Origin of the sequence: Haloarcula sediminis (genome assembly GCF_035656455.1) — an archaeon.
Classification (GTDB): domain Archaea; phylum Halobacteriota; class Halobacteria; order Halobacteriales; family Haloarculaceae; genus Haloarcula; species Haloarcula sediminis.
The window spans coordinates 267179-290386 of the sequence record NZ_JAYMGA010000006.1 but is presented as its reverse complement, the minus strand read 5'-3'; the positions used below and the strand labels follow the sequence as shown (position 1 = coordinate 290386).

Here is a 23208-nt window from a genome sequence, read left to right as displayed (position 1 = left end):
CGGCTACGGCGGTTTCGAACCGACGCGAAAACGCAAGAACTGGGCAGTCAGCGTATCGTGCGGTCGGTCACCAGCATTAGCTCGGTGGCGATGTCGTCGTCGAACCCCTCCGCGGTGACCCGCCAGCGCCAGTTGCCGGTGGCCGTGCCCGGGGTGTTGAAGCGGGCGTCGCTGTCGAGGCCAAGGAGGTCCTGCATCGTCGTCATCGCGATGACGGCGTTTGAGTTCCAGACGGCCTCTATCATGTCCCACTCGATGCCTTCGCCGTCGGTCCCGAGGTTGTGTTTGAGACAGTCCCGCTGGCGGTCGCCCAGTTCGCGCCAGTAGCCGACGATGGTGTCAGTGTCGTGTGTGCTCGTGTAGCCTACCGACTGCTCCGGGTAGTGCATCGGCTGGTACATGTGGCCCTGCTCGCACCAGTCGGCGTACTGGGGGACGCGCATCCCGGGGAAGTCATAGTGGTCACGCAGGGACGCGATACGCTCGTCGAGAAAGCCCAGGTCCTCGACGAGGAAGGGCAGCTCCCCGAGGTGGTCTCGCATCCGGTCGAAGAACTCCCGGCCCGGCCCCTCGCGCCACTGCCCGGCCGCGGGGCTGTCGGCCTCGGCGGGGATAGCCCAGAACTCGTCGAACCCCTTGAAGTGGTCGATGCGGGCGATGTCGACCTGGTCGAACAGGCGGTCGAACCGCCGGCGCCACCACGCGAAGTCGTTGTCCCTGCAGGTGTCCCAGTCGTAGACGGGGTTCCCCCAGCGCTGGCCGTCGTCGCCGGGGTTGGGCGGGACGCCGGCCACCTCGGTGGGCTGGTTGTTCTCGTCCAGCCGGAAGACATCGGGGGCCGACCAGACGTCCGCCGAGTCGAGCGCGACGTAGATGGGGAGGTCACCGACCAGCTTGACACCCTTTTCGGCGGCGTAGTCGGCCATGTCCTGCCACTGCTCGTCGAACACCCACTGGACGAACTTGTGGTACCGTATCTCGTCGGCGAGTTGCTCCCGGCGGTCGTCGAGGGCGTCGGGGTCGCGGGTGACGATCTCCTGGGGCCACTCGGTCCAGAGGCGGCCGTCGAACTCGGCTTTCAGCGAGATAAACAGCGCGTAGTCGTCGAGCCAGTCCGCCTGGGCCTCACAGAACGCCTCGAACGCGTCCCTGTCGTCGGGGTTCGGGTCGGCGTCGAAGCGCTCGTAGGCCGACCGGAGTTTCGACTCTTTGAACTCGATAACGGGGTCATAGCGGACCTCGTGGGGGGAAGACTCCGCCGGCGGGTCGAGGTCGGCGTCGTCGAGATAGCCCCGGTCGGCGAGGTCCCGGAGGTCGACCAGTATCGGGTTCCCGGCGAAGGCCGAGTACGCCTGATACGGGGAGTTGCCGTGGGCGCCCGAGGTCGGCCCCAGCGGACAGAACTGCCACAGCGACTGGTCGGCCGCCGCGAGGAAGTCGATGAACTCCCGGGCTCCGGCGCCGAGGTCGCCGACGCCGTGGGGGCCGGGGAGCGATGTGAGATGGAGAAATACGCCGCTTTGTCGTTCGAAACGCATACAGTCGGCTTCCGAGCACAGCTATTTCAAGCTTTGTCTGGCCAGGGGCCGAGTCGGCGCCAAGCGGCCCGCGGTCCGGCACTACCCCTCGAGGTGGCGTTCGAGGAGCCGGTAGTTCCACTGGTTGGCCTTCCAGAGGGCGTCGAACACCGTCCCGAGGACCGGAACGGAGCCGATGACGGCGTCGATAGCCACCAATCCCAGCATGGCAGCGAGGGTTCGCTTTGACATCCCGAGGCGATAGGCCTCCGCTATCGGATACAGCGAGAGGACCGCGCCGGCCGCGTCACCCGCGACCGGCAGGACGCTCAGAATCGGGTCGATACCGATACGGAAGTCGGTCCCCGGGACCCGTATCGCGTCGTCGAGCAACCGGGTGACTGTGTGGACCCGGTCCAGCGTGGCCGCTTCGGCCGCTGTCAACTGCGAGTCGGGGCCCGGAGGACTGTCCATGGCTGATAGGTTCCGCTCCATGCACACTGTAGGCGCTCGGACGGGAAAGAGCTATTCGTTGGTTGACACGCGAGCGACTACACACGAAATCGGTTTGCTGGGTAGCTTCTGTATCGAGCGAGTCCCCCGGCTCCTTGCGCAAGATAACTGTCGTCGGCGCGAGACGACGGCGACAGCCTGCTCACTGCCCCCCGGTCACCACAAACGTATTTACCGCATTGCCGTGATTTACGAATACAGGTTACTGACATGCCACCGAAAGTTTTGATGCTCGGCTGGGGGTTCCCACCGAATATCACAGGCGGACTCGACACGGTCGTCGGGGAACTGTACGAGCAACTCGAACCGCGCGACGACATACAGTTCGAGCTGGTGTTGCCGGACGAGTACGCCCCCGAGGACAGGCCGGGAATCCACGGCGTCCCGACCGGCCAGGGGGACATCATCACGCGTATCGGCCGGCTCGCGGGGGATTTCGCCGATATCGCCGCCGACTTCGATATCATCCACACGAACGACTGGTTCGGCTACAACCCCGGGACACGCGCCGCCTCGACGACCGACGTCGAGTGGGTCACCTCGTTTCACTCGCTGTCTGTCGACCGGAACGTCAACCCGCCCGAACGGGAGGTCCAGACCGAACAGCGCGTCGCGAACCGGTCGGACCACCTCGTCGCCGTCAGCGAGTTCACCCGTCGGCGAATCAACGAACAGTACGACGCCGACTCCCGGGTCATCTACAACGGCTTTTCCTCGGTCGAACCGACCGGGAAGGATATGAAAGCCGAGCACGGCATCGACGGGCAGATGCTCTTTTTCGTGGGCCGCCACACCGACCAGAAGGGGCTGTCGTATCTCCTCTATGCGCTCTCGAAGCTCCGCCGGGACGACCTGACGCTCGTCCTCGGCGGGACCGGCCACCTGACCGACCAGCTCAAGCGGTTCGCCGAACTGCTCGACATCGACGACCAGGTCATCTTCGCCGGCTTCCTCGCACAGGAGGAGCTCGGGGACTACTACGCCAGCGCCGACCTGTTCGTCTCGCCGTCGCTGGCCGAACCGTTCGGTATCACCATCGTCGAGTCGCTGTCGGTCGGCACCCGCGTCGTCGCCTGCGAGAGCGGCGCCGCGGAGCTGCTCCCCGAAGACTGTGTCATCGAGGTCGAACCCGATTCGGACTCCATCGCCGACGGCATCGAGCACGCGCTCTCACTCGATACGCCCATCGAGTACGAGGAGCGGACCTGGGAAGACGTGGCCGACGAACACGTCGAGTTCTACCGCGAGATACTGGAGTAGTCCGGGCGGGACTGCACTCCGACTCAGCCCTCGAATCCGTCGATGAGGACAGCTACCGGAGAAAGCGGATGTCGGTTATCGGTTCCGGGTGGACGATGAAGTAACCGCCGGCCGTCGGCTCCATCCCGGTGACCGACGAGGCGTCGGGATGGGTCGAGTATGGGCTCTCCTGGGCGCCGCTGCGCGGTTCGTAGGGGCTGTCGTACGCGCCGCCAGGTTCGGCCTCCCGGTCGAAGTCCTCCGGCGGGAGGTATATCTTCTCCCCCGACTCGGAACGGACGACGACCGCCGTGTCACGGTCGCCCGTGACCCGTATCTCGGTCCGGCCGTTGCCGATGTCCATGTCGAAACTGACCGAGTCAACCGATGTGCCATCGTTCCCCGAACTCTCGCTCATGGGGCGAGAAACGAGGGTCATTTACTTAGTCCTTCGCCAACCCCCCGCTCGTCCGGGTAGCCCATGCGTCCAGTCGGGGGTGTGGCCGAGGTGGGACAAGCGGGTGGGACGTACGTGACGAGCGGCCGCGGTACATCTGAAACGACTAAGGATATCCCGCAGACGCGAGCAAGTTCAGACGGCACCGTGGTGGCTTCAGTTCAATGATTGATACGACACAGATACAGATAGCAGCCGTCGTGTTTCCGATTATCGTACTGATTACGAACTTCGCTATCAACTCTGTAACAAACGAAGACGACCGGCGATATCGGGTGTTCGTCGGTGGGATGGGGATACTGGGGCTGCTGACGGCGATGATAGCCGCGATGCTTCTCTTTCTCGGTGGCTTTCTCGGTTTCCAGATCGTGCTCGCCTACCGCTTCCTGATGGTGTCGGTCGTGGTGTTGTTCTTTCTCTCGTTGGGCATTATCGTCCACGAGCTGTCACGAGGCCTCGAGGCCGACGCGGACCGAATCTACGTCTTCGTCGGCATCGGCGTGTTCGTGAGTCTCTCTATTGTCCTCCTTCGCGTGCTGTGAGCGAACCGGTGCGTAACAACCAGGGAGATAGGCGGCCCGTCGGAGCGGTACGTCAGGGGGGAGTCTAACAATTGGTTCAAATGCAGTTTGTTTCTTCAGATAAATTCAGAAACAAGTATGTCTACGAGCGCGATGACGGCTGTGTAGTCTTCGACCCCCTCGGCACGATGTCCACCGCCAGGGGAACGCGAGTCGCGGCATCTTCGTGCCCGGCCAGTTCGGGACGTTCCCCGAGGCGCACGCACAGAGCGGTATCCGGCCGGATCTCGGAAACGACCTCCCGGACGTGGCGAGCTACGGTGGTCTGTTCCTGATGAGGTGGGCATCGCACTCGTGGCGCCTCGATTCCCGGCCGCGGGACGCGGTGAACACCCACGACATCCGCGTCCATAACGGCCACCCGCGCTGTCCCACGAGACCATGATGGAAGCCCCGGGGCGCTCGCAAGCAGCAGACGACGCGGTGGTTTATCAACGCCAACCTGCGCGCGGGTGGTCCCGACATGCGGGGTCGCATCAGTTATCCGTCACTATCTGTGTACTGGTAGCAGACTCTCGGCGGAAGACAAGCCTTATTTAAGGATGTTCGCTATCACCGGACTGATATGGCTTGTCAGCTAGCCTGCTGTCAGCTACAGACCGTGTCCACACCGCCTAGTCGGGGTCGTCGTCGGGACCATCGCTGGCGGCGGTCAGGAGAGCCCGTATGTCGATAAATAGTGAACCCCAACTCTACGAGGATATCGATCCGGATCGCCGGCTCTCTCTGGGCGAGGCGCTAATCCCAGTTGTCGGGACGATTTTCTTCCTGGCGGTCGGGATAGTGATGCTTGATCTCGACCCTCAGATCCCACTCTTCTGGGGAATCACCTTCGCAGGCCTACTGGGTCGATATCACTTCGGATATACCTGGCAGGACATCTACGAGGGGATCAGTCAGAGCATTCTCATGGGGTTGCAGGCTATCTTCATCCTCTTTATCATCTATATGCTCATTGCCGCCTGGGTCAGTGCCGGCACTATCCCGACGATCATGTACTACGGGCTCGAATTTCTCACGCCGACCGTCTTTCTCCCGTTCGCTGCGGTCCTCGCGGCGGTCGTGGCGTTTGCAGTCGGGTCCTCGTGGACGACGGCGGGGACGCTGGGTGTCGCCATGGTTGGCATCGGCACCGGACTGGGCATCCCAGCACCGATGACAGCCGGTGCTGTCCTCTCTGGTGCATACACCGGCGACAAGAACTCACCGCTGTCCGATACCACGAATCTCGCTGCTGCCGTGACTAACACCGAGCTGATTGACCACGTGCGGGCGATGCGTGTGGGGACATTGGTTTCGTTTGGCATTTCCCTGCTACTCTTCGTTGTCCTTGGCTTCCGTGCTACTGGGTCGATTCCGGCCGGACAGGTGGCCGAAATGCAGACGGCCCTTGCCAGTACCTACAGCATTACGCCAATCACGTTGCTGCCGTTGGTGATTACCTTTGCGCTGGCGTTGTACAGGTATCCTGCTCTGCCGTCGCTGTCGGCCGGGGTTTTCGCCGGCGTCGGGGTCAGTACGATCGTACAGGGCACCAGCTTCGCAACCGCGTGGGCGCACGTCCACAACGGGACTGGGCCCGAGACGGGCGTCAAACTCACCAACGAACTGCTGGCCAGCAGCGGCCTCTCGGGGTCGATCTGGGTCATCACCATCGTGATTGCAGCCCTCGTACTCGGCGGGGTCCTCGAAACCACCGGCGTCCTCGCAGCGCTCGCCCACTACATCGGTGAGGCGGTCAGTAGCGTGGCGAGCCTCACGGCCGGGACTGCGGTTACCACGTTTCTCATGAATGTTCTCGCCGCCGAACAGTACGTCGCTATCGTCGTGCCAGGCATGACACTGCGTAATCTCTACGACGAGTACGACCTACAGAGCCGGAACCTCTCGCGGGCCGTCGAGGCCTCCGGAACGACAACTTCGGCCCTGGTCCCGTGGAGCTCCGGCGGCGTGTATATGGCATCCGTATTCGGGGTGCCGGTGGTGTCGTATGCCCCCTACTATTTCTTCGGCATCCTTTCGCCGCTCGTGCTGATTTTCATGGGCGTCACGGGCTGGCAGATGTTCTATCAGGACGATTCCGATGCCAACGCCGGGACTGAGCGCGGCACGGTTTCGGCTCGGTCATCCTCACAGACTGACGTTGATGACTGATCGCTAGGTGACATCCTCCATACGACTGAACACGTGGGATTCCCACGTTGGACTATTATGGGTTAGGACGGAACCGATTCTTGAGGTGCAGACCCACCCTGTCGAACAAGACCGTCGATGGCTGTGCCAGCCAGCCATTACTCCTATTTTCCCATCATGGGCGAGACTCGGAGAGACCTCTGTCGAATGCTCTCAGCTCCATGCACGTCCGCGTTCGCCTCTGTACCGTCGTCATCACACACGGATACTGCAGTATATCGAGAGCTCCGAGCAGTGGGGTAAGTGGCCGTGACGCATCCAGCAAGTACTCTGTAAGAGAGGGTTGGATTACATCGGCCACCCCTGCTACACCTCGTGGAACACAATTTTTCACGCATTTGGGAACAATCTTCATACCGACGTTCACCAACAGTTCCACGCCAACGGTTCGTGCCGGGTCAGTCCGGCACGTTCCCGGAAGGACACTCGCAGAATGGGGGTCGTCCCTACCTCGGGGGTGGCCTGCCGGCTGTGGAAAGCCACGACGAGCTGTTCCTCCAGCGAGAGGCCAGCCGCCCGTAGCTACTGGATACTCGCGCCAGAGACAGGATGTCAAGACCGATAGAAAAGGGCTGAATGGACTCGTAACCGTGGCGGGTGGAGGGCAGTGGATAGCATGAGCAGTGAGGGGACACACCCACCCCACTGGTTCCGCTGTTAGCGAAGAGAAGGACGGCACCACCCCCATGGGAGGGGGTGGTTTGTCATTCTGTGAAGAACGGTATACGGATATCTTTTACACGCGAATGACTTAACGTTATTTACTAGATCTAGAAAGTTACTCAACGCTACAGTGTCCGCTACAGCACCTCTACACGGTCTTCAAACTAGCATGGCGTCTCCACAGTGTCACAGCGTCCACTGTCACCACTACAGCTCCGCCTCGCGACTTACACTCCCCTCATCTTCTCGCTAACAGCGGAACCAGTGGGGTGGGTGTCTACCGACTCACCGCGTTGATTCGAGCGGCCTCACGATAACAGCGGAAGCGGTGGAGTCGATAGTATATAAAGAATGACGAACAGCGGAAGCAACGGAACCAGCGGAAGTAAAGGTTAAGTCCCTTCCACGCACACACCGACCCGAATGAGTGATCTCTCGTTTACGCCGACATCGTCGATATTCGAGAAGCGTGAGGCGTTGCTGGAGGAGTGGACGCCCGAAGAGCTCGTCGGCCGCGACAACGAGCTCCAGCGGTACCACGCCGCGTTACAGCCGGTCATCAACAACGAGAGCCCGTCCAACATTTTCCTCTATGGCAAAAGCGGCGTCGGAAAGACGGCCGCGACCCGGTATCTCCTCAACGCGCTCAAACGCGACGCGGCTGACGTCCCGGAACTCGACCTCCACACTATCGAGATAAACTGCGACGGGCTCAACTCGAGCTACCAGGCCGCCGTTGCGCTCGTCAACGAACTCCGCGACCCCGCAAAGCAGATTTCGAACACCGGATACCCGCAGGCCTCGGTCTATCAGTTCCTCTTCGAGGAGCTCAACGAGGTCGGCGGCACGGTTCTCATCGTTCTGGACGAGGTCGATCACATCCAGGACGACTCGCTCCTGTATAAACTCCCGCGGGCACGCTCGAACGGCGACGTGACCGAGGCGAAACTCGGCGTCATCGGCATCTCCAACGACCTCGACTTCCGGAACCAGCTCTCCTCGAAGGTCCGGTCCAGCCTCTGTGAGAAGGAGGTCTCCTTCTCGGCGTACGACGCACAGGAGCTACAGCTCGTCCTCCGGCAGCGCGATTCGGTCGCGTTCAAGGAGGGCGTCCTCGACGACGGCGTCGTCCAGATGTGTGCCGCCTACGGCGCCAAGGACTCGGGGGACGCTCGGCAGGCTCTAGACCTGCTGCTCGAAGCGGGCGACCTCGCACGGGAGTACAACGACGACCTCGTCACCGAGGCCCACGTTCGCGAGGCCCGACAGCGTCTCCAGACGGACCAGGTGGTCGAGGGCATCAGGAACTACTCCGACCACGGGCAACTCGTCCTGTACGCGTTGACGTTGCTCGCCGAACGCGACGAGACCCCGGCCCGAACGAAGGACATCCTGGCGGCCTACCAGCAGGTGGCAAACGAGAACGGGATGGACCCGGTCTCGCTTCGGTCCGTGCGCGACTACCTGGGCGAACTGGATCAGCTGGGTATCATCTCATCGACGGAGTTCAACCGCGGCAAAGGCGGCGGGAAGTACAAGGAACACGAGCTGGAACAGTCCGTGTCCTCGGTGAAGACGGGACTGTCGGAGATCCTCGACGCCACCCCCTGACCCCACTGGTTCCGCTGTTAGCGGTCCTGCACGCCCCAGTTTCACCGTTGTTGGCCTCGGATATCCCGATTCGACCCGGACAGAGACCGGAGGACGCTGAGAGAGCGACCGGAGGGCGCTGGAGAGTGACTGGAGGGCGCCGCTGGATAGGAACGAAGTAGCGTTCCCTTTCGCGGGACCGATGCCGGTAACCCCGTCCATCCGACTGGACTACCCCGCCGCTTCCGCTGTTACTGCTCCCCACAGAGTTCACCCCACCGGTTCCGCTGTTAGCACGGTCTGTGCGGTTCCCGCTCGGTCCATCGCTGGACCGTTATGGGGTTGCTACCCATACTTCCACCGTTACAGCGGGTGGATACCCCCACTGGTTCCGCTGTTAGCGTCGCCCTCGCGACACCACTGGTTCCGCTGTTAGCCGAGCCGAGATGGCGAACCCCACTGGTTCCGTTGTTAGCGCGACACCTGACGGTTCGCTTTCTCTGCCCCGTCGAAAGGCGGTTTCGGCCAGTAGCGCGGTAGCTACCCGACGACCTGCGCGCACCGTTGGGCAACCGCGCTGGCCGGGTGTACCGCCAGCAGACAACGAGGCGCCACCCACGCTCGCCGGTCGAAACCGGCAAAACAGTTGCTTGGCGCGTTGCAACAGGTGCTGTCCCCGAGGGGATACGTCTCATACGCCTGTGGCGCCCGTCGCCACGACGGTGCTACCGCGAGCGCGACCAGCGAGGTGGGGAGTTTTGGACGGCTACTTTTGCCGGCGGAGCGCCAACCACTGCCATGGATATCCGGGAGGCGACACCCGCTGACGGCGACCGCATCGCGCGCATCGCGGAGAGTTCGTTCAACTCCTCGTTCGCGCTCAGTCCCGAAGAGATCGAGACGATCGTCGAGGAGGCGTTCTCGGAGGCGGCCCTTTCCGACCGACTCTCGCACTCGGACGGTTGGTTCCTCGCGGCCGAGACGGAGTTCGACGGCGAGACTGTCCTGTCCGGGTTCCTCGATGGCACGGCGGCCGGGCGCATCCGCTGGCTCCACGTCGACCCGGAGGCCCGGGGACAGGGCATCGCGACGGCGCTTATCGAGCGTCTCCGCGAGGAGCACGGCGACCGCCCCCTCGCCTGGGAGGTCCTCGACGACGCCGTCGAGGGCGGGGGGTTCTGCGAGCAGTTCGGCCTCACCCAGCAGGCCCGCGATTCGCTCGAAATCGGCGGACACGAGTTCGGAGTGACGGTCTACGCCGAGGGCGAACGGGCCGAGGAACCCAACGAGCCGGCCGTCCCGGTCCCCGAGGCGGTCCGCGCCGACGACGCGGACCGTCCGCTCGACCGCGAGGCGCCGATTCCCGGCCGCGAGGCGCCGTTCTTTCGCACCTTCGTCTCCGGGGCCCGGGAGTCGCCGTACGGCTACTTCTGCTCGCAGTGTGGGAGCACTCAGGTGACCGCCGACGGCCTCGACCGACTGGAGTGTGGGGACTGTGGCAACGCTCACCTGGCCGACGAGTGGGACGACAGCTACCTCTGACGCTCCCGGACAGACTGACACAGGGTAGGTACGACCCGCGTCTCAGTAGAGCGCCGCAGTCAGGTCGACGCGGGGGCCGTCCTCGTCCCGAACGGGCGTCCGAGCCCGCCAGCCGTGGCTCCGCCCTTTGCCCTCCGTAACAGCAGTATCACTGTGAAAATCGGCCCGATGGACGCGGGCCGTTATCAGTCGGGTCTGGTGACCGAACTGCTCGTCTAGCGACCGGACTGGCCGGGTCCGCGGGAGAACTGCTGCATCTGCTGTTGCTGTGCGTGGCCGCCACCTTGCTGTGTCGGCACTCCCTGCCCCGTCCCGCCGGCGCGACCCTGTTCGGGGACACCGGTCGGCTGGGGGGCCTGCTGAACCATCTCGTCGGGCAACACGAAGTGCAACTCGGTGATGGGCACGAAGCCGTCGGCCTTTCGCTCGCCCTCGTCTTCCGCCGGTTCCGCTTCGGCCTCATCCGGGTTGCCCATCTCCGCCTGGAAGAACAGGACGCCGGAGTCGATGGCCTCGAAGTCGGTACACTGTATCGTGGTTCCGTCCTTACAGATGATTTGCACTGGGAAACACCGTCAGGCAGTTCGACTGGCCGGCAAATAAGTACGACCGAGCTAGCCCCGGTACCGCCGGATTACTCCCGAAAACGGCGGCTGGGACCGACTTCAGTTGTCGTCGACGGGGGCCTCTGTGCTACCCGACTCTTCCTCGGGAACGCCGCCGGCCGCCGCTAGCTGGCGACCGAAACGCTGGACCTGTTCCGGGGCCGACTGCTGGGGCGGTTCCCGGAACGGCTGTTGAGCCTACTCTTGTGGGGATTGCTGGGGCTGCTCGGGGGCCGACTGCCGTGGCTTGGTCTGCTCTTGGACCGGCTGCCGGGACTGGGCCGGCGGTTGTGACATCCCACCCCCGTGGGGCGGCTGCTGGATCTGCGGGCTGGCTGACGGCTGCTGGATCGGAGGCTGCTGGGACTGTGGGCTGGCTGACGGCTGCTGGGACTGCGGGCCGGCTGCAGGCTGCTGGGTCGGGGGCTGTTGTGCCGGTGGGGCCTGTGGCTGCTGGTGGGCCGGTGGCTGCTGAGTCTGTGGGCCGGCTGGTGGCTGTTGGGCCAGCGACGGCTGGGGTCGCTGACCGGTCGACTGGTGTGGCGTCTGAGCCCCCTGCCCGTTCGGGAACTGGTCCGGCCTCGGCTGCCCGCTACCCGCACGCTGCTGGCCGCCGAAGGCGTCTCCGGGCTGGAACTGCTCTTGCTGGGCCTTGAGTTGCTGTTGACCGGCTTCGCCTGCCTGCTGGAGTCCCTGTTCCGTCATCTGTGTCGCCTGCTCTATCCCCTGTTCTGTCATCTGGACGGCGTTCTCGGCGGCGCTGTCGACTGTCCGGAAGTAGGTGTCCAGCCCTTCCCGGGTCAGCTCGGTGCCGCGGTTTCCGAGCCAGCTGCTCATCTCCAGCCCGTTGAGAAACAGCTTCCCGGCGCTTCGCTGGAACTCGATGGACTGTTTCAGCGGTATCTCGACGGCCTGGTCCATCGCCTCCTGCCCGATGTCGAGGGCCGTCTGCTGCAGTTGAATGGCGTTGCTCATCAGCTGGTTCGTCTGTTGCATATCGGGTTGGCTCATGGTCATGGGGAGGGGTCGTCGCCGCGCCCAGTGCACACAGGTCGGGCCGCGCCTGCGGGCGCGTTACCGGACCGTTGGTCGGTACTCGGCGACGCGCTACACCTCGCTCGTGTGCGTCAACTCGGATGGGGGTGGCAGTAATAAACCGGCGACACCGTTCAGGGAGTAAGTGGTACTCCCTCTCACGGTGGGCCCTCCGCGACCGCCGCTTGGGTGGTGTATCCGTCACGTCGACCCTGGCCGTGGCGCTATCCCGACGGAAACAGCCGCTTGCGCCCCTCTCACCGCATCGGTTGGGCCGTCTGCTGTGGCGGGACGATGGCTATCTGTCCGTCACTGTAGACTGTTACCTGGTGGTCCCAGACCGTCAGCGTGAGAGCTCCGTTGACACGCCGGGCCCCGTTGCCGTCGGGCTCGAACAGCCGGTCGAGCGCGTCGGGGTCGATGTAGTCGTACAGCGTGAAACCCGCGTCCGTGACGTCGACGCCGCTGACATCCGACAGCGCGTGTGCGAGCGTGGTCGTCAGTTCCGCAGGCCCGTCGAAATCGTGTCTGAAGAAGTACGCCCCGGAGTTTTGACCCTGATACTGCCGGGGAGATGGGTTCGCGTGTGTCTCGTTGCGATACATTGCGTGTGACAGACACCCGTTGCCTGTCGGGTAATAAAAGCCTTCTCCCCGCTGGGACCGCTCTTGGTCGCAGAGAAACGTGGGACGACAGCCGGACTACTCGCGGTCCGGGGCCGGCGCGTGGCGGGTAACACGGGCCTATGCCGGTTCGAACCGGTCACGGAGAGTCGGTGCTGTCCGACGACCTGCCCCGTGGGACCGAAAGCGGCGCGTTACTCTGTGTCGCGTTCCATCCGCAGGACGACTTGGTCGTCGTCGATGTGGTCGATGTGGTCAGTCCCCAGCAGGTAGCTGTCGTCGTCGTGGTCGCTCCAGCCCAGCGCGGTCCTGATGCGGTCGGTTATCGACGGATGGGGGTCGACGTACAGCTGGCTGTTGTCGACATCGACGACCATCCCGACTTCTTCGCCGTCGGGATTGACGACGGTCTTTCCCTCGTCTTCCTCCATCGGGGTGACCCTCATGTCCCCGTCTCCGGCCGGGTCGGCGTCAGCGGTCGGCGCTCCGCCGGCGGCCGGTTCGCCCGCGGCGGGGTCCGTGTCCGCCGTGGCCTCGGTGTCAGCCGCGGCGACCGTCGCCGCGAGGTCCACGTCGTACTCCCCCTGTTCGACGATTTCGCTGTCGACCACGGTGTGGGAGATGGCGTCGGAACTGACGGTCTCCGCGTCGGACACCTCCCCCGTTATCACTTTGCTGACGGTCATCTCCTCGTCGATAGTCTGGCGCCGGAGCAGGTTCGTCTCGATGGCGTTGTCCTCGCGGAACTGGCTCTCGACGTGGCCGTGTTCGACGGCGGCCGCCGCCGTCTCCGGCGACTCGACGAGTTCGCCCTCCAGTACCGTCTGTGTGACACCCTCGATATCGACCGTCTCGCGCATCGTGTCGCTCTCGACCGTCTCGGTCTCCTCGACGTCCGTATCGACGACCTGGCTCTCGATGGTGATTCGCTCGACGACGTCGCGTGTGACCTCCCACCGCTCGTCGACGTCTATCTCGACGTCGTACGGGTCGTCCAGATTTGTCCCCGGCTGGAACCAGGTCAGGTCCGTCGTCGACTCCTCGGGCGGCTCGGCCCGCGACACCGAACACTCCGTTACGTCGGTCGCCAGCAGGTCGACGGCGACGATATCGCTCTGGATAGTTTCGCGGTCGACGATCTCGCTCTCGACAGTCGCCTCCTCGACGACGACGTGTTCGACGACCCGCCGCTCGGTTATCTCGCTTTCCACTGTCTCGCCCTCTATCAGCGCCTCCTCGACCGCCTCGCTTCCGACTGTCGCGCGGCTGATGACCGACGAGCGGTCGACGACATCGACGTCTCCGGCCGACTCGCCGCTCCGGACCACGACCATACCCCGGTCTCTCAGTTCGCGCTCGAACTCCGTCCACTCCATCTCCCGGTGGTCCGCGTGTATCTCGTCTTCCGGGACGACTTCGAGGTGTGGCTCGTCACCGACCTCCCGATGGACCGGCACCATGGTGTGTGTCCCGGCCCACGACCGGATCGTGTCGGCGTCTGTCGTTACCTGACTCTCCGTGTGCTCGTTTCTGTCCTGTGACATCGTTTACACTTCGACCCTCCGACGGTTAAGTTCACGGACAGATACAGTCGGTAATCGTATCTTTATATCTTCTACGGGGTGTTTTGGCTCATCTTACCGGGGTCGCTCTTCCCCTCAGGTGTCGGAACCGGTCGCGGCTGTCCCGTGCCATCGAAGACCGCCGTGTGACGATGCCATCGGCGCTGTCCTCGACGTTTACGACCTATTCGAGACGCTCGTCCTATCTATGTAGCCACGTCAGTGACATATGTCGACGGAGTAGCGAACAGCCGACAGATATGAACGCACGATTCTCCGCTACTGACGGCGCCACGTCCCAGGAGACGCTCGCCGACCTCCTCTCTGACCCACACTGCAAACACCTCCTGGTGTTGCTCCGGGAGAGCGACGGGCCGACCGGGGTCGAGGACGTATCGAGGGATATCGTCGGCAGGATGACCGGCGTGGCGGCCGGCCAGGTGCCAGCGAACGTCGAGCGTCGCGTCCAGATCTGGCTCCACCACGGCCTGCTACCGACACTCGACGAGCAGGGGATAGTCGCGTTCGACCCCGAGCAGCGGACGGTCGCGTTGACAGACGAGTCGGTCGCCCCGGCCGCCGGGAGCCAGCCACGGCGACGTGAGGGGGACCCCGAGCCGGACTGACGACACTGTCGGCGTATCCAGCGGACGGCATCCGGACACACCGGCTGGCGGGAGGGTCGGCGAAACCGACGACAGTCTGTCTCAGTCGTCATCCGCCGGGGCGCCTTCTCCGATGTCCCCTTCCCGCAACTGGTCGAGCGTGTTCATCACCGGCGCGGCAGAGATACCGTGGAGGACCAGTGACGTGACGACGATAAAGCCCAGGAGCGCCCACAGCTCCTCGGCCGCGACGACGAGTTCGTACTCACTGAGCGACGCCGTGTTGAGCGCGTACGCCAGGTAAAAAAAGGAGCCGATACCCCTGATTCCGAACCCGGCGATGACGGCCCGCTCGGCGAAGAGCTGGCCGCTCCCGACGGTCGCGAGCATGCCCGCGACCGGCCTGACAACGAGGAGTATCGCGAGCCCGACAGCCACGTGGATCAGCGTCAGCGGCGCGAGCAGCCCCTGAACCAGCACCCCGCCAAACAGCACGAGGACGGTCGCCATCAGCAGCCGCTCGACCACCACGGCGAAGTCGTGGAGATGCTGGTAGTAGGCGTGTTCCCACTCGTAGTGGCGCATGACCAGTGCGGCGACGAACACCGCGATGAACCCGTAGCCGGCGACGAGTTCCGTGGCGGCGTAGGCAAGCAGTGTGGCCGCGAGCGCTTCCGCCCCCTCCATCACCCGGGAGAGCTGGTTACTCGACGGTCGGCCAAAGATGAACCGTGCGATGAGGTACCCGACGATGACCCCGCCGACGACGCCGACGGCTATCTTGTAGACGACGTAGAACCCGAGCCACTCCAGGAGCCAGCCGCCCCGGAACGGTGACTGACTCGCGCCGGCCATCACGACGGCGAGGTAGGTAAACGGAAAGGCGAGCCCGTCGTTCAGTCCCGCTTCGGAGGTGAGTGCGAACCGAATCGCGCCCTCCTGTTCGGTGGGGTCGACCTCCTCGTCCATGTCGCTTTCCGGCGGTGACGCCTCGACGGAGGAGGCAAGTACCGGGTCCGTCGGCGCGATGACGGCCCCGAGCAGGACCGCGACCGGGACGCTGAGTCCGAGCATCCCCCATCCGAGCAGGCTGACAGCGATGATAGTCAGGGGCATCGCGACGGCCAGCAGGCGCCAGGTCGGTGACCAGGCCTGCCAGTCGAAGGGGCGGTCGAGCTTCAGGCCGGCGCCCATCAGGGAGATGATGATGACGAGCTCCGTCAGCCGTCTGGTCGCGTTCGGGTTCGTGACCGGGTCGGGGACGGTGACGCCGGTCGGAAGCCAAAAGACAAGCGCCCCGAGACCGACATAGAGGAGCGGGAACGACATCGGCTTGTCCGCCAGGATTCGCGGCAGTACGACGGCACCCAGTATCGCGAACCCCGTCACCAGGAGCGCTATCTCGTAAGCCGCCATAGATATCCCTGTGTCCCTGACAGGAAGGGGGTCGTGTCGGCGTCGACGCCGGCTTTATCGGTCACCGTCGATACCTCCCTCGTCGGTCGTCGTGTCGGGTGCTCGGCTTTCGGACCCGCCGGCGGTGTCGCTTTCCCAGCTCTCCGGGTCGATGTCGAGCTCCGACTCCACTCCGTCGTGGTCGCTTCCGGACCCGATGGTGAAGGGGCCGGCGGCGAGTGTCCGTAGCGTGATGGCGGCGATGCGGAGCACGTGGGCGGTGAGGACGACGTACGGTGCCAGCGAGAGGGTGTAGACGGCAAGCAGTACCAGCGCCTGGCCCGACAGCAGTCCGACCGAAAACTCCGGGACGAGGTCAGCGTCCATCGCGAGCATGAGATACGAGATGACGACGATGACCGGCAGCGAGACATACAGGAGCATGCCCGACAGCCGGGCGACCTCGCGCTTGTAGTAGAGCGACTCGAAGTACTCCCGTCCCGTCGCGAACAGCTTCAGCGTGTCTATCAGGTCGTCGAGAGCTGCCGACTCGGACTCCGTGAGCGTGTCCGCGTACCGGTTCTGTATCCGGCGGGCGGTGTTGAGCTGCCAGGAGTGGTCGTAGCTCAGGCCGGCCGAGAGCACCTTGAACGTGCCAAACCGGGCGCCGTCGAGGGTCGTTCCGGCCTGCTTTGCCGCCGAGAGCACTGTCTCGGTAAAGTCCTGGACCTGCCGGCTGAACTCGTCGTTGTCGCTGCGCTCGGCCACTCGCTGGAGCTCCCGTGTCTCCCGGTAGATCGTATAGAGGATGACCTCCAGGAACGCGGCCGGTTGGCCCGGGCTCCCCTCGATGTCGGCGAGGTCCGCCGCCTGGCGGCGAAAGTCGATGGACGCGTCGATGCGCTCCTGTGTCGTCTCGATGTCGCTTATCTCCTGTGAGAGGACGACGGAGCTGATAGAGGAGACGACGGAGACGATGAGGATGGCCCCGCTCAGCAGCGCCGAAAACAGCGTTCTGACCGTCGCCGTATCCGAGAGGAGCCGCTGGGTGTCGAGCGGTCGCACGAGCGCAAGCGAGGTGAACGCGACGAACACGGCCCCGAGCAACGCGATGGATACCACCGACCGCCGGCCCCGGAACACCACCCATCTCGTGATTCGGTTCGACCACAGTACCGCCCTGACAGCCGACAGCGGGGCCGTGACTACCCGACCGATATGACGCCCGGACCGTCCCGCGTCGGCTGTCATACCCGCGTCCGCCGTCTGGACTCGCGGCCCGACGGCCGGCGCTCGTTGGGACCCACCGGCGCTCACGCTGACACCCGCAAACAGCGCGGTCGCGGGCTCGCCGGTTGTCCCGTCGCTGGGTGTCCCCACCGACGCGCCGTTGTCTCCTCGGCGGGCGGCCCCCGTCTACAGAGCGGCGTCAGAGCGTGTCCGACGCGGCGCTCAGTCGCTTCCGACGTGTCCCACTGGGAACCTGGCGCTGTTGTGTCGCCCATCGTGACACGCCTTCGAACAGGACCGCCGAGAGGCCACTGCCGGCAGTTGCAAGCCCTGCGCGTCCAAGCGGCCCCGACGGCGCCTGTTCCCCGGCCGTTGCCAGCAGCAGTTTGACCTCACGCCGGTACGTTTACCGGCTACTTCTATGGACGCCTCCGCTCTGTCCCTCGAAGGGAGACACGAACCCGTCTGGAAAGCGACATCCGACCGGACCGGCTACGACCCGCTCGATGGCGACCGAGCCGTCGACACCGCCGTCGTCGGCGGCGGTATCGCCGGTGTCACGACCGCCGCCAGGCTCGATGGGGCCGGCCAGACCGTCGCACTGCTCGAACGGGACCGCATCCTCGACGGTGTCACCGGGCACACGACCGCGAAGGTCACCTCGCTCCACGGACTCGTCTACGACGAACTCCTCGACAGCTTCGGCGAGGAGAAGGCCCGCCAGTACGCCGCTGCGAACCAGCGCGCCGTCGAGGCCATCGCCGACACGGTCGAGCGCCGCGATATCGACTGTGGGTTCGGTCGCGCGCCGGCGTACACCTACCTGGGGCCGGACGGCGACCGCTCACAGATCCGGGCGGAGGTAAATGCTGCCAGACGGCTCGGCCTCCCGGCTGGGTACGTCGAGGAGACCGAACTCCCCTACGGTGTCGGGGCCGCCATCAGACTCGACGACCAGGCGTACTCTCACCCGCGGCAGTACCTCCTCGAACTCGCACGGGGCGTCGCGACGGGGGAAGGCCACGTCTTCGAGGGGACGACGGTCGAGGATGTCGAGGACGGCGCCCCCTGTCGCGTTTCGACCGACCGCGGGACCGTCAGAGCCGACGACGTCGTCGTCGCCTCCCACTTCCCGGTGGCGGACGACGCGCTGTACTTCTCGCGGCTGCGGCCCAAACGCTCCTACGTCGTCGCGGCCCGGCTCGCCAGTGACTCCCCTGACGGGCTGTACTACCGCCCCGGCGAGCCACACTTCTCTGTGCGTCCCCACGCCACGGACGAGTCGCTCGTCCTGCTGGGGGGCCAGACCCACCGTACCGGGGACGCCGACAGCACGGCAGCGCGGTACCGACGCCTCGAACGCCGGGCCCGCGACCGATTCGACGTCGCGTCCATCGAGTACCGCTGGGCGACACAGGACCACGTCTCGGTCGACTCGGTACCCTTCGTCGGCAAAGCCGCCCCCCCATCTCTCGAACGTCTACGTCGCGACGGGCTTTGGCGGCTGGGGGATGACCAACGGGACGGCCGCGGGGCGGCTGCTGGCCGACGAGATTCTGGACCGGGGGTCGGCTTGGGGCGACATGTTCGACCCGAACCGGTTCAAGCCACTCGCCTCGAAGTCAGCACTCGCCTCGCACACCAGACACGTGCTGGGACAGTACGCCGAGGACTATCTCGGGAGCAAGCCGCCTTTCGAGGGCGTCGACCTCGGCCCCGGCGAGGCCGGTGTCTACGAGACCGACACCGACCCGGTCGCGGTGTACCGGGACAGCGACGGCGAGGTTCACGCCCGCTCTGCAGTCTGTCCGCACATGGGGTGTCTCGTCTCGTGGAACGACGGCGAGCAGTCCTGGGACTGCTCGTGTCACGGCTCCCGGTTCGACGTCGACGGCGAGGTGCTGGACACGCCCGCCGTCGACGGGCTCGCCGACGTCCGGCTCGCGTCCGAACCGGACTCCTGATGCCGTTTGCCGCCTGCCCGCTCTGGCTGGCGGCTACCCGTGGGTCGTGCCCTGGGCGGCTCAGGTGTCGCAGTGTCCGACGCTGTCACTGTCACCTGTTGTCCGTCGCGTCGCACACGCCGGCGCGCTTGTGGGGCGACCTGCTCAGTACCGCTCGGACCGCTGTTCCCGCGGTCGCTGCTGGAGCTTGAGACTGCCCTGCTGTGAGGGCTGTCGGCCCTGCTGGCTGGTGGACTGCTGGGGACCGCTTTGCTGGGACGGCTGTTGCTGTGGCGGTTGAGACTGCTGCTGTGGTTGCTGGCCTAGCTGTGTCGGCTGCTGTCCTGTCTGTTGTTGTGGCTGCCGTCCCATCTGTGTCGACTGCTGTCCTGTCCGCTGTTGTGGCTGCTGTCCTATCTGCTGTTGTGGCTGCTGTCCTGTCTGCTGCTGGTGCTGCTGAGACTGTTGGAGCCGCTGCTGTGGTTGCTGGTGCTGCTGGCTTTGTTGCTGTGGCTGCTGGTTCTGCTGTCGTGGCTGCTGGTTCTGTTGCTGGTGCTGCTGGCTTTGTTGCTGTGGCTGCTGGTTCTGCTGTCGTGGCTGCTGGTTCTGTTGCTGGTGCTGCTGGCTTTGTTGCTGTGGCTGCTGGTACTGCTGTCCCGTCTGTTGCTGTGGCTGTTGGAACTGTTGCTGTGGCTGCTGGCGCTGTTGTCCCATCTGCTGCTGTGATTGTTGGCGCTGCTGTCCCATCTGCTGTGAGGGCTGTTGCTGTGGCGGCTGGGACTGCTGACGCTGGGGCTGCTGGGACTGGTGTGTCTGTGGCTGTCTCCGCTGTTGGGACTGCTGGCGCTGGGGCTGCTGGAACTGCTGGTGCTCGGTCTCCCGGGGCTGGAACTGACTCGATAGCTGCTGTGTCGACTCCTGACCGACGATGGAACTCTGCCCGAGACCCTGCTCCTCGGTGAGACCCTGATTTTGCTGGTCGGACCGCTGGCCGTGCTGTCGCTGCCCGTGCTGCTGATTTTCTTGGACGTTCATGGTTCAGTTGCTGGGATGCGGCGGTGACTACCCCGGTGACCCGATTGCCTCGTCTACGTGACGCTCTGAGAGGGACGGGGCGTCGGTGACTCGCCGCGGCTCCCGTCCGACGGAACGACTGGTCCTGATAAACCCGTTGCGACAGTTCACCACCGTATACGCCGACTATCCGGGTCAAGACGGCGCTACTCGCGGGTTTTCGGGATTTAATCTCTGACACACCGGTCTTACGTCACCGTTCTGCCAGGCGTGACCGACGGTCCACGTCGCTTGCGGGCGAGTCCGCGTCCCGTTTTGACTCTCCGGCTGCCCGTCGGCGGAACCTGCGCTTACTGCGGTGGCCGGTGCTCGTCCGGTAACCGGTGTCAGTCGGCGATACCGCTCCGGCAAGCTTCGGTTACAGGAGGGTCGGGACCAGCGCATCGAAGACGTGTTTCTCCGCCTTCCTGAGGTGCTGGTGGAAGGTCGGCGGCGCGATGTCCAGCGAGTCGGCGACGTCCTCGCCGGAGACCGTCCGGGGCCACTCGAAAAAGCCCGCGTGGTACGCCGTCCGGAGGACGACCGACTGGCGCTCGGTCAGCTCCGCGCCGATTTTGCGCACCACTGTCGACGCCTGTGTCCCCTCCCGTGTGGTCTGGCGCCGGGTCAGCATCTCCGCGTCGGGGTACACCGCCTGTATCGTCTCGGTGACGCTCCGTACGTCCCCGCTCGGCGGGAACTGCAGCGTCATGTGGTAGTTTCCCCCCTCGATACCGGCTTCGACGAGCACGCCGCCGGTGTTCGCCAGGGCCGTAAGCAGCGGCGGGTCCCGCAGGGGCGCCTCGAACCGAAGCTCCTCGTCGGTGTCCCTGTCGTGTATCTCGACCCCTTCCCAGTGGTCCTGCCTGTCGGCGATGGCCGAAAGGAGGTCGGTGCCGTCCCGGCTCACCGTCCCGTACAGCAGGTACTCACCGTCGGTAACCGGAATCGCGTCCTCGATAGTCACCGTTCCGCTGACGTCGTCGATGCCGAGCACCGAGCCGATATCACCCAGGTGAAAGCCCAGTTCCGTCACCGTATCGCTCAACAGCGCGCGCTTGCGCTCGGCCGCCGCGATGGCGTGGCCGACGATTTCGCCAAGCTGTGTGACGACAGTTCGTTCGCGGCCGGTGATGCCCACTGGCCGGTCCGTGTAGACGTTCAGGACGCCGTAGACGGTCCCCTCGTGGGCGATCGGGATGGCGGCCGAGGACTGGTAGCCGTATTCGACCGCTTGGTCGCGCCACGGTTTGTAGCGCGGGTCCGTGTGGATGTGGTGGCAGGTCTGTGTCTCGCCCGTGCGGAACGCACGTCCCGTCGGTCCGTCGCTGTGCTCGTCGTCCGGGTCGACCGAGATGGCGGTCCCGTCGAGGTAGTTCTCGACGCCGGCCTCGGCCCTGACGCGGACTGTCTGTGACCGGTGGTCGACGTCGCCGATCCAGGCGAACTCGTAGGAGTCGGTCGCTGCCAGGTGTTCACAGACGACCGACTCTATCTCGCTTCTGGTCGACTGGTCGATGACAGCGTCCGTCGTCACCCGGACCACCTCCTGAAGGCTGGTCAGCGCGGCGAGTTGCTTGCGCTGACTGACCAGTATCTCCTCGTCGGTGCGTCGCGTTATCGCGGAGGCCAGCACGTTCGCAACCGACTGGACGAAGTTCACGTCGTGTGTGTCAAAGGACCTGGGCTCGGTGTCGTGGACGCCGAGAATCCCCCAGGGCTCGTCGGCGGTACCGATGATGACGCTGATGCCGCTGCGCACGTCGTGGTCGGTCAGCAGGGCTGGACCGGAAAACCGCGTCTCGCTTTGCAGGTCCCCGACGACGACGGGCTCGTCTGTGGCAAGTGTGTAGGCCGCCTGCGAGTCGTCGTCGGTGGCCGACACCGTGGCGCTTCCGACGATGCCGTCCCGCCAGCCGACGCCGGACCGTAGCAGCAACGCTTCGCCGTCCCCGTCGAGGTCAAGCACTTTGCAGTAGTCCGTATCGAGTGTCCCAGCGACCCCGACACAGGCCTGCTGGAAGAGCGACTCGAGGTCGCGGTCCGCAAGCGCGCGCTGGCCCAGCTCCGTGACCACGTCCTGCTGGTATACCCGCCGTTCGAGGTCGGCCGTTGTCCCGCTGTCGCGCCACCAGATGCGGGCTTTCGCCCCCACTTTCTTCGTCTCGAGATACTCCCGGTCGGACAGCCGCTTGAGCCGCTCGTACGTGCTCCGGCGCGGGACCGACAGTTCGCTTGCGACCTCGCTCGTCGTCAGCGGCGCGCCCGCTTGGCTCCGGTCGAAGACCGCCAGGGTCTCCTGTAGCTGTGGGGACACTCCCTGGACGTTCATACGAACTGTCATCTTTGTGAGGTGATGAACGTTCCGCTATCGGGGACCGTCCGATTCGGGACGGGCCGTCCCACGCACGGTCGTTCCGCTCTGTTACCCGGCGTGACTGGGTCCCGCAGCGACGCGGCGGCTCCGCCAGAGCCTAGCCGTTTAGGCCGATCACGTTACTCCGTCCTGCTACTTGTGGGTAACACGAATGACCAGAACCCAGCCCCGACACACTGTCTTTGCGCTCGAGGAAACGACGCGGCACCGACTGCTCGCAGACGAGCAGCGACGGTCCGTCATCGAGTCGCTGCTAACGGCCGGTCGCGGCGATACCACGCTCGATGCGTTCGCGGCTCGTCTCCAGCGGGCGGGACACGGACAGGTCGACAGCCGACAGCACCTCCGCTGTCGATTGCACCACGTCCACCTCCCGATGCTGGCCGACGCGGGACTGCTGGAGTACGACGGGGAGACGAAACGCATCAGCCTCGATGGCCCGCGGGCGCTCCCCACGCCCGCCGAGCAGCGCTGACGAGCTTTGC

At 64.8% G+C, this 23208-nt stretch carries 22 protein-coding genes and 2 pseudogenes; 12 read left to right on the top strand and 12 right to left on the bottom strand.

What is annotated here, in order from left to right; all coding sequences use genetic code 11:
• Window positions 1-47: 47 nt before the first annotated feature.
• A complete protein-coding gene (malQ, locus tag VJ162_RS12335; RefSeq protein WP_324664667.1) occupies window positions 48-1538 on the bottom strand; it encodes a 4-alpha-glucanotransferase in 1491 nt (496 codons plus the stop codon).
• A gap of 81 nt (window positions 1539-1619) precedes the next feature.
• Window positions 1620-1991 (bottom strand): DUF4112 domain-containing protein, encoded by a 372-nt coding sequence (locus tag VJ162_RS12330; RefSeq protein ID WP_324664665.1) that lies wholly within the window; start codon window positions 1989-1991, stop codon window positions 1620-1622.
• Between the two features lie 249 nt (window positions 1992-2240).
• Between VJ162_RS12330 and VJ162_RS12325 the strand changes: the two genes are divergently transcribed.
• Window positions 2241-3290, top strand: a complete 1050-nt coding sequence (locus tag VJ162_RS12325) for a glycosyltransferase family 4 protein (protein WP_324664663.1) — start codon at window positions 2241-2243, stop codon at window positions 3288-3290.
• A 52-nt stretch (window positions 3291-3342) separates the two neighbouring features.
• Here the strand turns inward: VJ162_RS12325 and VJ162_RS12320 are convergent, their stop codons facing one another.
• Complete coding sequence (locus VJ162_RS12320) at window positions 3343-3687, bottom strand: DUF7510 family protein (RefSeq protein WP_324664662.1); 345 nt, start codon at window positions 3685-3687, stop codon at window positions 3343-3345.
• 203 nt (window positions 3688-3890) lie between these two features.
• Here VJ162_RS12320 and VJ162_RS12315 point away from each other — a divergent pair, with 203 nt between their 5' ends.
• The 5 genes and pseudogenes from VJ162_RS12315 to VJ162_RS12300 all read left to right on the top strand — a co-directional run bounded on the left by VJ162_RS12315 (window position 3891) and on the right by VJ162_RS12300 (window position 10295).
• A complete protein-coding gene (locus tag VJ162_RS12315) occupies window positions 3891-4268 on the top strand; it encodes a hypothetical protein (protein ID WP_324664661.1) in 378 nt (125 codons plus the stop codon).
• Between the two features lie 166 nt (window positions 4269-4434).
• Window positions 4435-4767: pseudogene (locus VJ162_RS18505) on the top strand (hypothetical protein); the annotation flags it as partial.
• A 206-nt stretch (window positions 4768-4973) separates the two neighbouring features.
• The gene (gene arcD, locus VJ162_RS12310; RefSeq protein ID WP_324664658.1) at window positions 4974-6461 is read left to right on the top strand and encodes an arginine/ornithine antiporter ArcD; all 1488 of its coding nucleotides are present in this window, start codon (window positions 4974-4976) and stop codon (window positions 6459-6461) included.
• 1125 nt (window positions 6462-7586) lie between these two features.
• Complete coding sequence (locus VJ162_RS12305; RefSeq protein ID WP_324664655.1) at window positions 7587-8774, top strand: orc1/cdc6 family replication initiation protein; 1188 nt, start codon at window positions 7587-7589, stop codon at window positions 8772-8774.
• A 777-nt stretch (window positions 8775-9551) separates the two neighbouring features.
• Window positions 9552-10295 carry a GNAT family N-acetyltransferase gene (locus VJ162_RS12300; protein WP_324664652.1) on the top strand — a complete coding sequence of 248 codons (744 nt, stop codon included), beginning with the start codon at window positions 9552-9554 and terminating at the stop codon, window positions 10293-10295.
• Between the two features lie 215 nt (window positions 10296-10510).
• Here the strand turns inward: VJ162_RS12300 and VJ162_RS12295 are convergent, their stop codons facing one another.
• The 4 genes from VJ162_RS12295 to VJ162_RS12280 all read right to left on the bottom strand — a co-directional run bounded on the left by VJ162_RS12295 (window position 10511) and on the right by VJ162_RS12280 (window position 14102).
• A complete protein-coding gene (locus VJ162_RS12295) occupies window positions 10511-10858 on the bottom strand; it encodes a hypothetical protein (RefSeq protein WP_324664649.1) in 348 nt (115 codons plus the stop codon).
• A 240-nt stretch (window positions 10859-11098) separates the two neighbouring features.
• The gene (locus tag VJ162_RS12290) at window positions 11099-11917 is read right to left on the bottom strand and encodes a hypothetical protein (RefSeq protein WP_324664646.1); all 819 of its coding nucleotides are present in this window, start codon (window positions 11915-11917) and stop codon (window positions 11099-11101) included.
• A gap of 275 nt (window positions 11918-12192) precedes the next feature.
• Window positions 12193-12540 carry a HalOD1 output domain-containing protein gene (locus tag VJ162_RS12285; RefSeq protein WP_324664643.1) on the bottom strand — a complete coding sequence of 116 codons (348 nt, stop codon included), beginning with the start codon at window positions 12538-12540 and terminating at the stop codon, window positions 12193-12195.
• A 212-nt stretch (window positions 12541-12752) separates the two neighbouring features.
• The gene (locus tag VJ162_RS12280) at window positions 12753-14102 is read right to left on the bottom strand and encodes a hypothetical protein (RefSeq protein ID WP_324664641.1); all 1350 of its coding nucleotides are present in this window, start codon (window positions 14100-14102) and stop codon (window positions 12753-12755) included.
• A 278-nt stretch (window positions 14103-14380) separates the two neighbouring features.
• On the opposite strand from VJ162_RS12280, the gene VJ162_RS12275 reads away from it, so the two are divergent.
• Entirely contained in the window at window positions 14381-14746 is a 366-nt protein-coding gene (locus tag VJ162_RS12275) for a DUF7344 domain-containing protein (protein WP_324664639.1), read from the top strand.
• 81 nt (window positions 14747-14827) lie between these two features.
• On the opposite strand, the gene VJ162_RS12270 is transcribed toward VJ162_RS12275, so the two are convergent.
• From VJ162_RS12270 to VJ162_RS12260, 3 genes are all read right to left on the bottom strand, one after another.
• Window positions 14828-16141 carry a cation:proton antiporter gene (locus VJ162_RS12270; protein ID WP_324664637.1) on the bottom strand — a complete coding sequence of 438 codons (1314 nt, stop codon included), beginning with the start codon at window positions 16139-16141 and terminating at the stop codon, window positions 14828-14830.
• Between the two features lie 54 nt (window positions 16142-16195).
• On the bottom strand, window positions 16196-17500 hold the full coding sequence (locus tag VJ162_RS12265) for a hypothetical protein (RefSeq protein WP_324664635.1): 1305 nt from the start codon (window positions 17498-17500) through the stop codon (window positions 16196-16198).
• A gap of 256 nt (window positions 17501-17756) precedes the next feature.
• A complete protein-coding gene (locus VJ162_RS12260) occupies window positions 17757-17993 on the bottom strand; it encodes a hypothetical protein (RefSeq protein ID WP_324664634.1) in 237 nt (78 codons plus the stop codon).
• Here VJ162_RS12260 and VJ162_RS12255 point away from each other — a divergent pair.
• A pseudogene (locus VJ162_RS12255) lies at window positions 17898-18791 on the top strand (NAD(P)/FAD-dependent oxidoreductase); the annotation flags it as partial. The gene VJ162_RS12260 and the pseudogene VJ162_RS12255 overlap by 96 nt on opposite strands.
• A gap of 70 nt (window positions 18792-18861) precedes the next feature.
• Window positions 18862-19314: a Rieske 2Fe-2S domain-containing protein gene (locus VJ162_RS12250; protein ID WP_324664633.1), complete on the top strand. Its 453-nt coding sequence runs from the start codon at window positions 18862-18864 to the stop codon at window positions 19312-19314.
• Window positions 19315-19458: 144 nt separating this feature from the next.
• Here VJ162_RS12250 and VJ162_RS12245 read toward each other — a convergent pair whose 3' ends face one another.
• Window positions 19459-19665 carry a hypothetical protein gene (locus VJ162_RS12245; RefSeq protein WP_324664631.1) on the bottom strand — a complete coding sequence of 69 codons (207 nt, stop codon included), beginning with the start codon at window positions 19663-19665 and terminating at the stop codon, window positions 19459-19461.
• A gap of 27 nt (window positions 19666-19692) precedes the next feature.
• Here VJ162_RS12245 and VJ162_RS12240 point away from each other — a divergent pair, with 27 nt between their 5' ends.
• Window positions 19693-20019 (top strand): hypothetical protein, encoded by a 327-nt coding sequence (locus VJ162_RS12240; protein ID WP_324664629.1) that lies wholly within the window; start codon window positions 19693-19695, stop codon window positions 20017-20019.
• A 36-nt stretch (window positions 20020-20055) separates the two neighbouring features.
• Window positions 20056-20196, top strand: coding sequence for a hypothetical protein (locus tag VJ162_RS12235; RefSeq protein WP_324664627.1), 141 nt, complete (start codon window positions 20056-20058; stop codon window positions 20194-20196).
• Between the two features lie 529 nt (window positions 20197-20725).
• Here the strand turns inward: VJ162_RS12235 and VJ162_RS12230 are convergent.
• Entirely contained in the window at window positions 20726-22678 is a 1953-nt protein-coding gene (locus tag VJ162_RS12230) for a GAF domain-containing protein (RefSeq protein ID WP_324664625.1), read from the bottom strand.
• Window positions 22679-22874: 196 nt separating this feature from the next.
• Here VJ162_RS12230 and VJ162_RS12225 point away from each other — a divergent pair, with 196 nt between their 5' ends.
• Window positions 22875-23198: a DUF7344 domain-containing protein gene (locus VJ162_RS12225; RefSeq protein WP_324664623.1), complete on the top strand. Its 324-nt coding sequence runs from the start codon at window positions 22875-22877 to the stop codon at window positions 23196-23198.
• Window positions 23199-23208: the final 10 nt, after the last annotated feature.

Excerpts from the sequence above, each read along its gene's own strand:
- VJ162_RS12280 (WP_324664641.1), bottom strand. The coding sequence starts at position 14,102 with ATGTCACAGGACAGAAACGAGCACACGGAGAGTCAGGTAACGACAGAC.
- VJ162_RS12315 (WP_324664661.1), top strand. The coding sequence starts at position 3,891 with ATGATTGATACGACACAGATACAGATAGCAGCCGTCGTGTTTCCGATT.
- VJ162_RS12320 (WP_324664662.1), bottom strand. The coding sequence starts at position 3,687 with ATGAGCGAGAGTTCGGGGAACGATGGCACATCGGTTGACTCGGTCAGT.
- VJ162_RS12225 (WP_324664623.1), top strand. The coding sequence starts at position 22,875 with ATGACCAGAACCCAGCCCCGACACACTGTCTTTGCGCTCGAGGAAACG.
- malQ (WP_324664667.1), bottom strand. The coding sequence starts at position 1,538 with ATGCGTTTCGAACGACAAAGCGGCGTATTTCTCCATCTCACATCGCTC.
- VJ162_RS12270 (WP_324664637.1), bottom strand. The coding sequence starts at position 16,141 with ATGGCGGCTTACGAGATAGCGCTCCTGGTGACGGGGTTCGCGATACTG.
- VJ162_RS12245 (WP_324664631.1), bottom strand. The coding sequence starts at position 19,665 with ATGGGACGGCAGCCACAACAACAGACAGGACAGCAGCCGACACAGCTA.
- VJ162_RS12285 (WP_324664643.1), bottom strand. The coding sequence starts at position 12,540 with ATGTATCGCAACGAGACACACGCGAACCCATCTCCCCGGCAGTATCAG.
- VJ162_RS12290 (WP_324664646.1), bottom strand. The coding sequence starts at position 11,917 with ATGACCATGAGCCAACCCGATATGCAACAGACGAACCAGCTGATGAGC.
- VJ162_RS12250 (WP_324664633.1), top strand. The coding sequence starts at position 18,862 with ATGACCAACGGGACGGCCGCGGGGCGGCTGCTGGCCGACGAGATTCTG.
- VJ162_RS12330 (WP_324664665.1), bottom strand. The coding sequence starts at position 1,991 with ATGGACAGTCCTCCGGGCCCCGACTCGCAGTTGACAGCGGCCGAAGCG.
- VJ162_RS12275 (WP_324664639.1), top strand. The coding sequence starts at position 14,381 with ATGAACGCACGATTCTCCGCTACTGACGGCGCCACGTCCCAGGAGACG.
- arcD (WP_324664658.1), top strand. The coding sequence starts at position 4,974 with ATGTCGATAAATAGTGAACCCCAACTCTACGAGGATATCGATCCGGAT.
- VJ162_RS12325 (WP_324664663.1), top strand. The coding sequence starts at position 2,241 with ATGCCACCGAAAGTTTTGATGCTCGGCTGGGGGTTCCCACCGAATATC.
- VJ162_RS12230 (WP_324664625.1), bottom strand. The coding sequence starts at position 22,678 with ATGAACGTCCAGGGAGTGTCCCCACAGCTACAGGAGACCCTGGCGGTC.
- VJ162_RS12300 (WP_324664652.1), top strand. The coding sequence starts at position 9,552 with ATGGATATCCGGGAGGCGACACCCGCTGACGGCGACCGCATCGCGCGC.
- VJ162_RS12305 (WP_324664655.1), top strand. The coding sequence starts at position 7,587 with ATGAGTGATCTCTCGTTTACGCCGACATCGTCGATATTCGAGAAGCGT.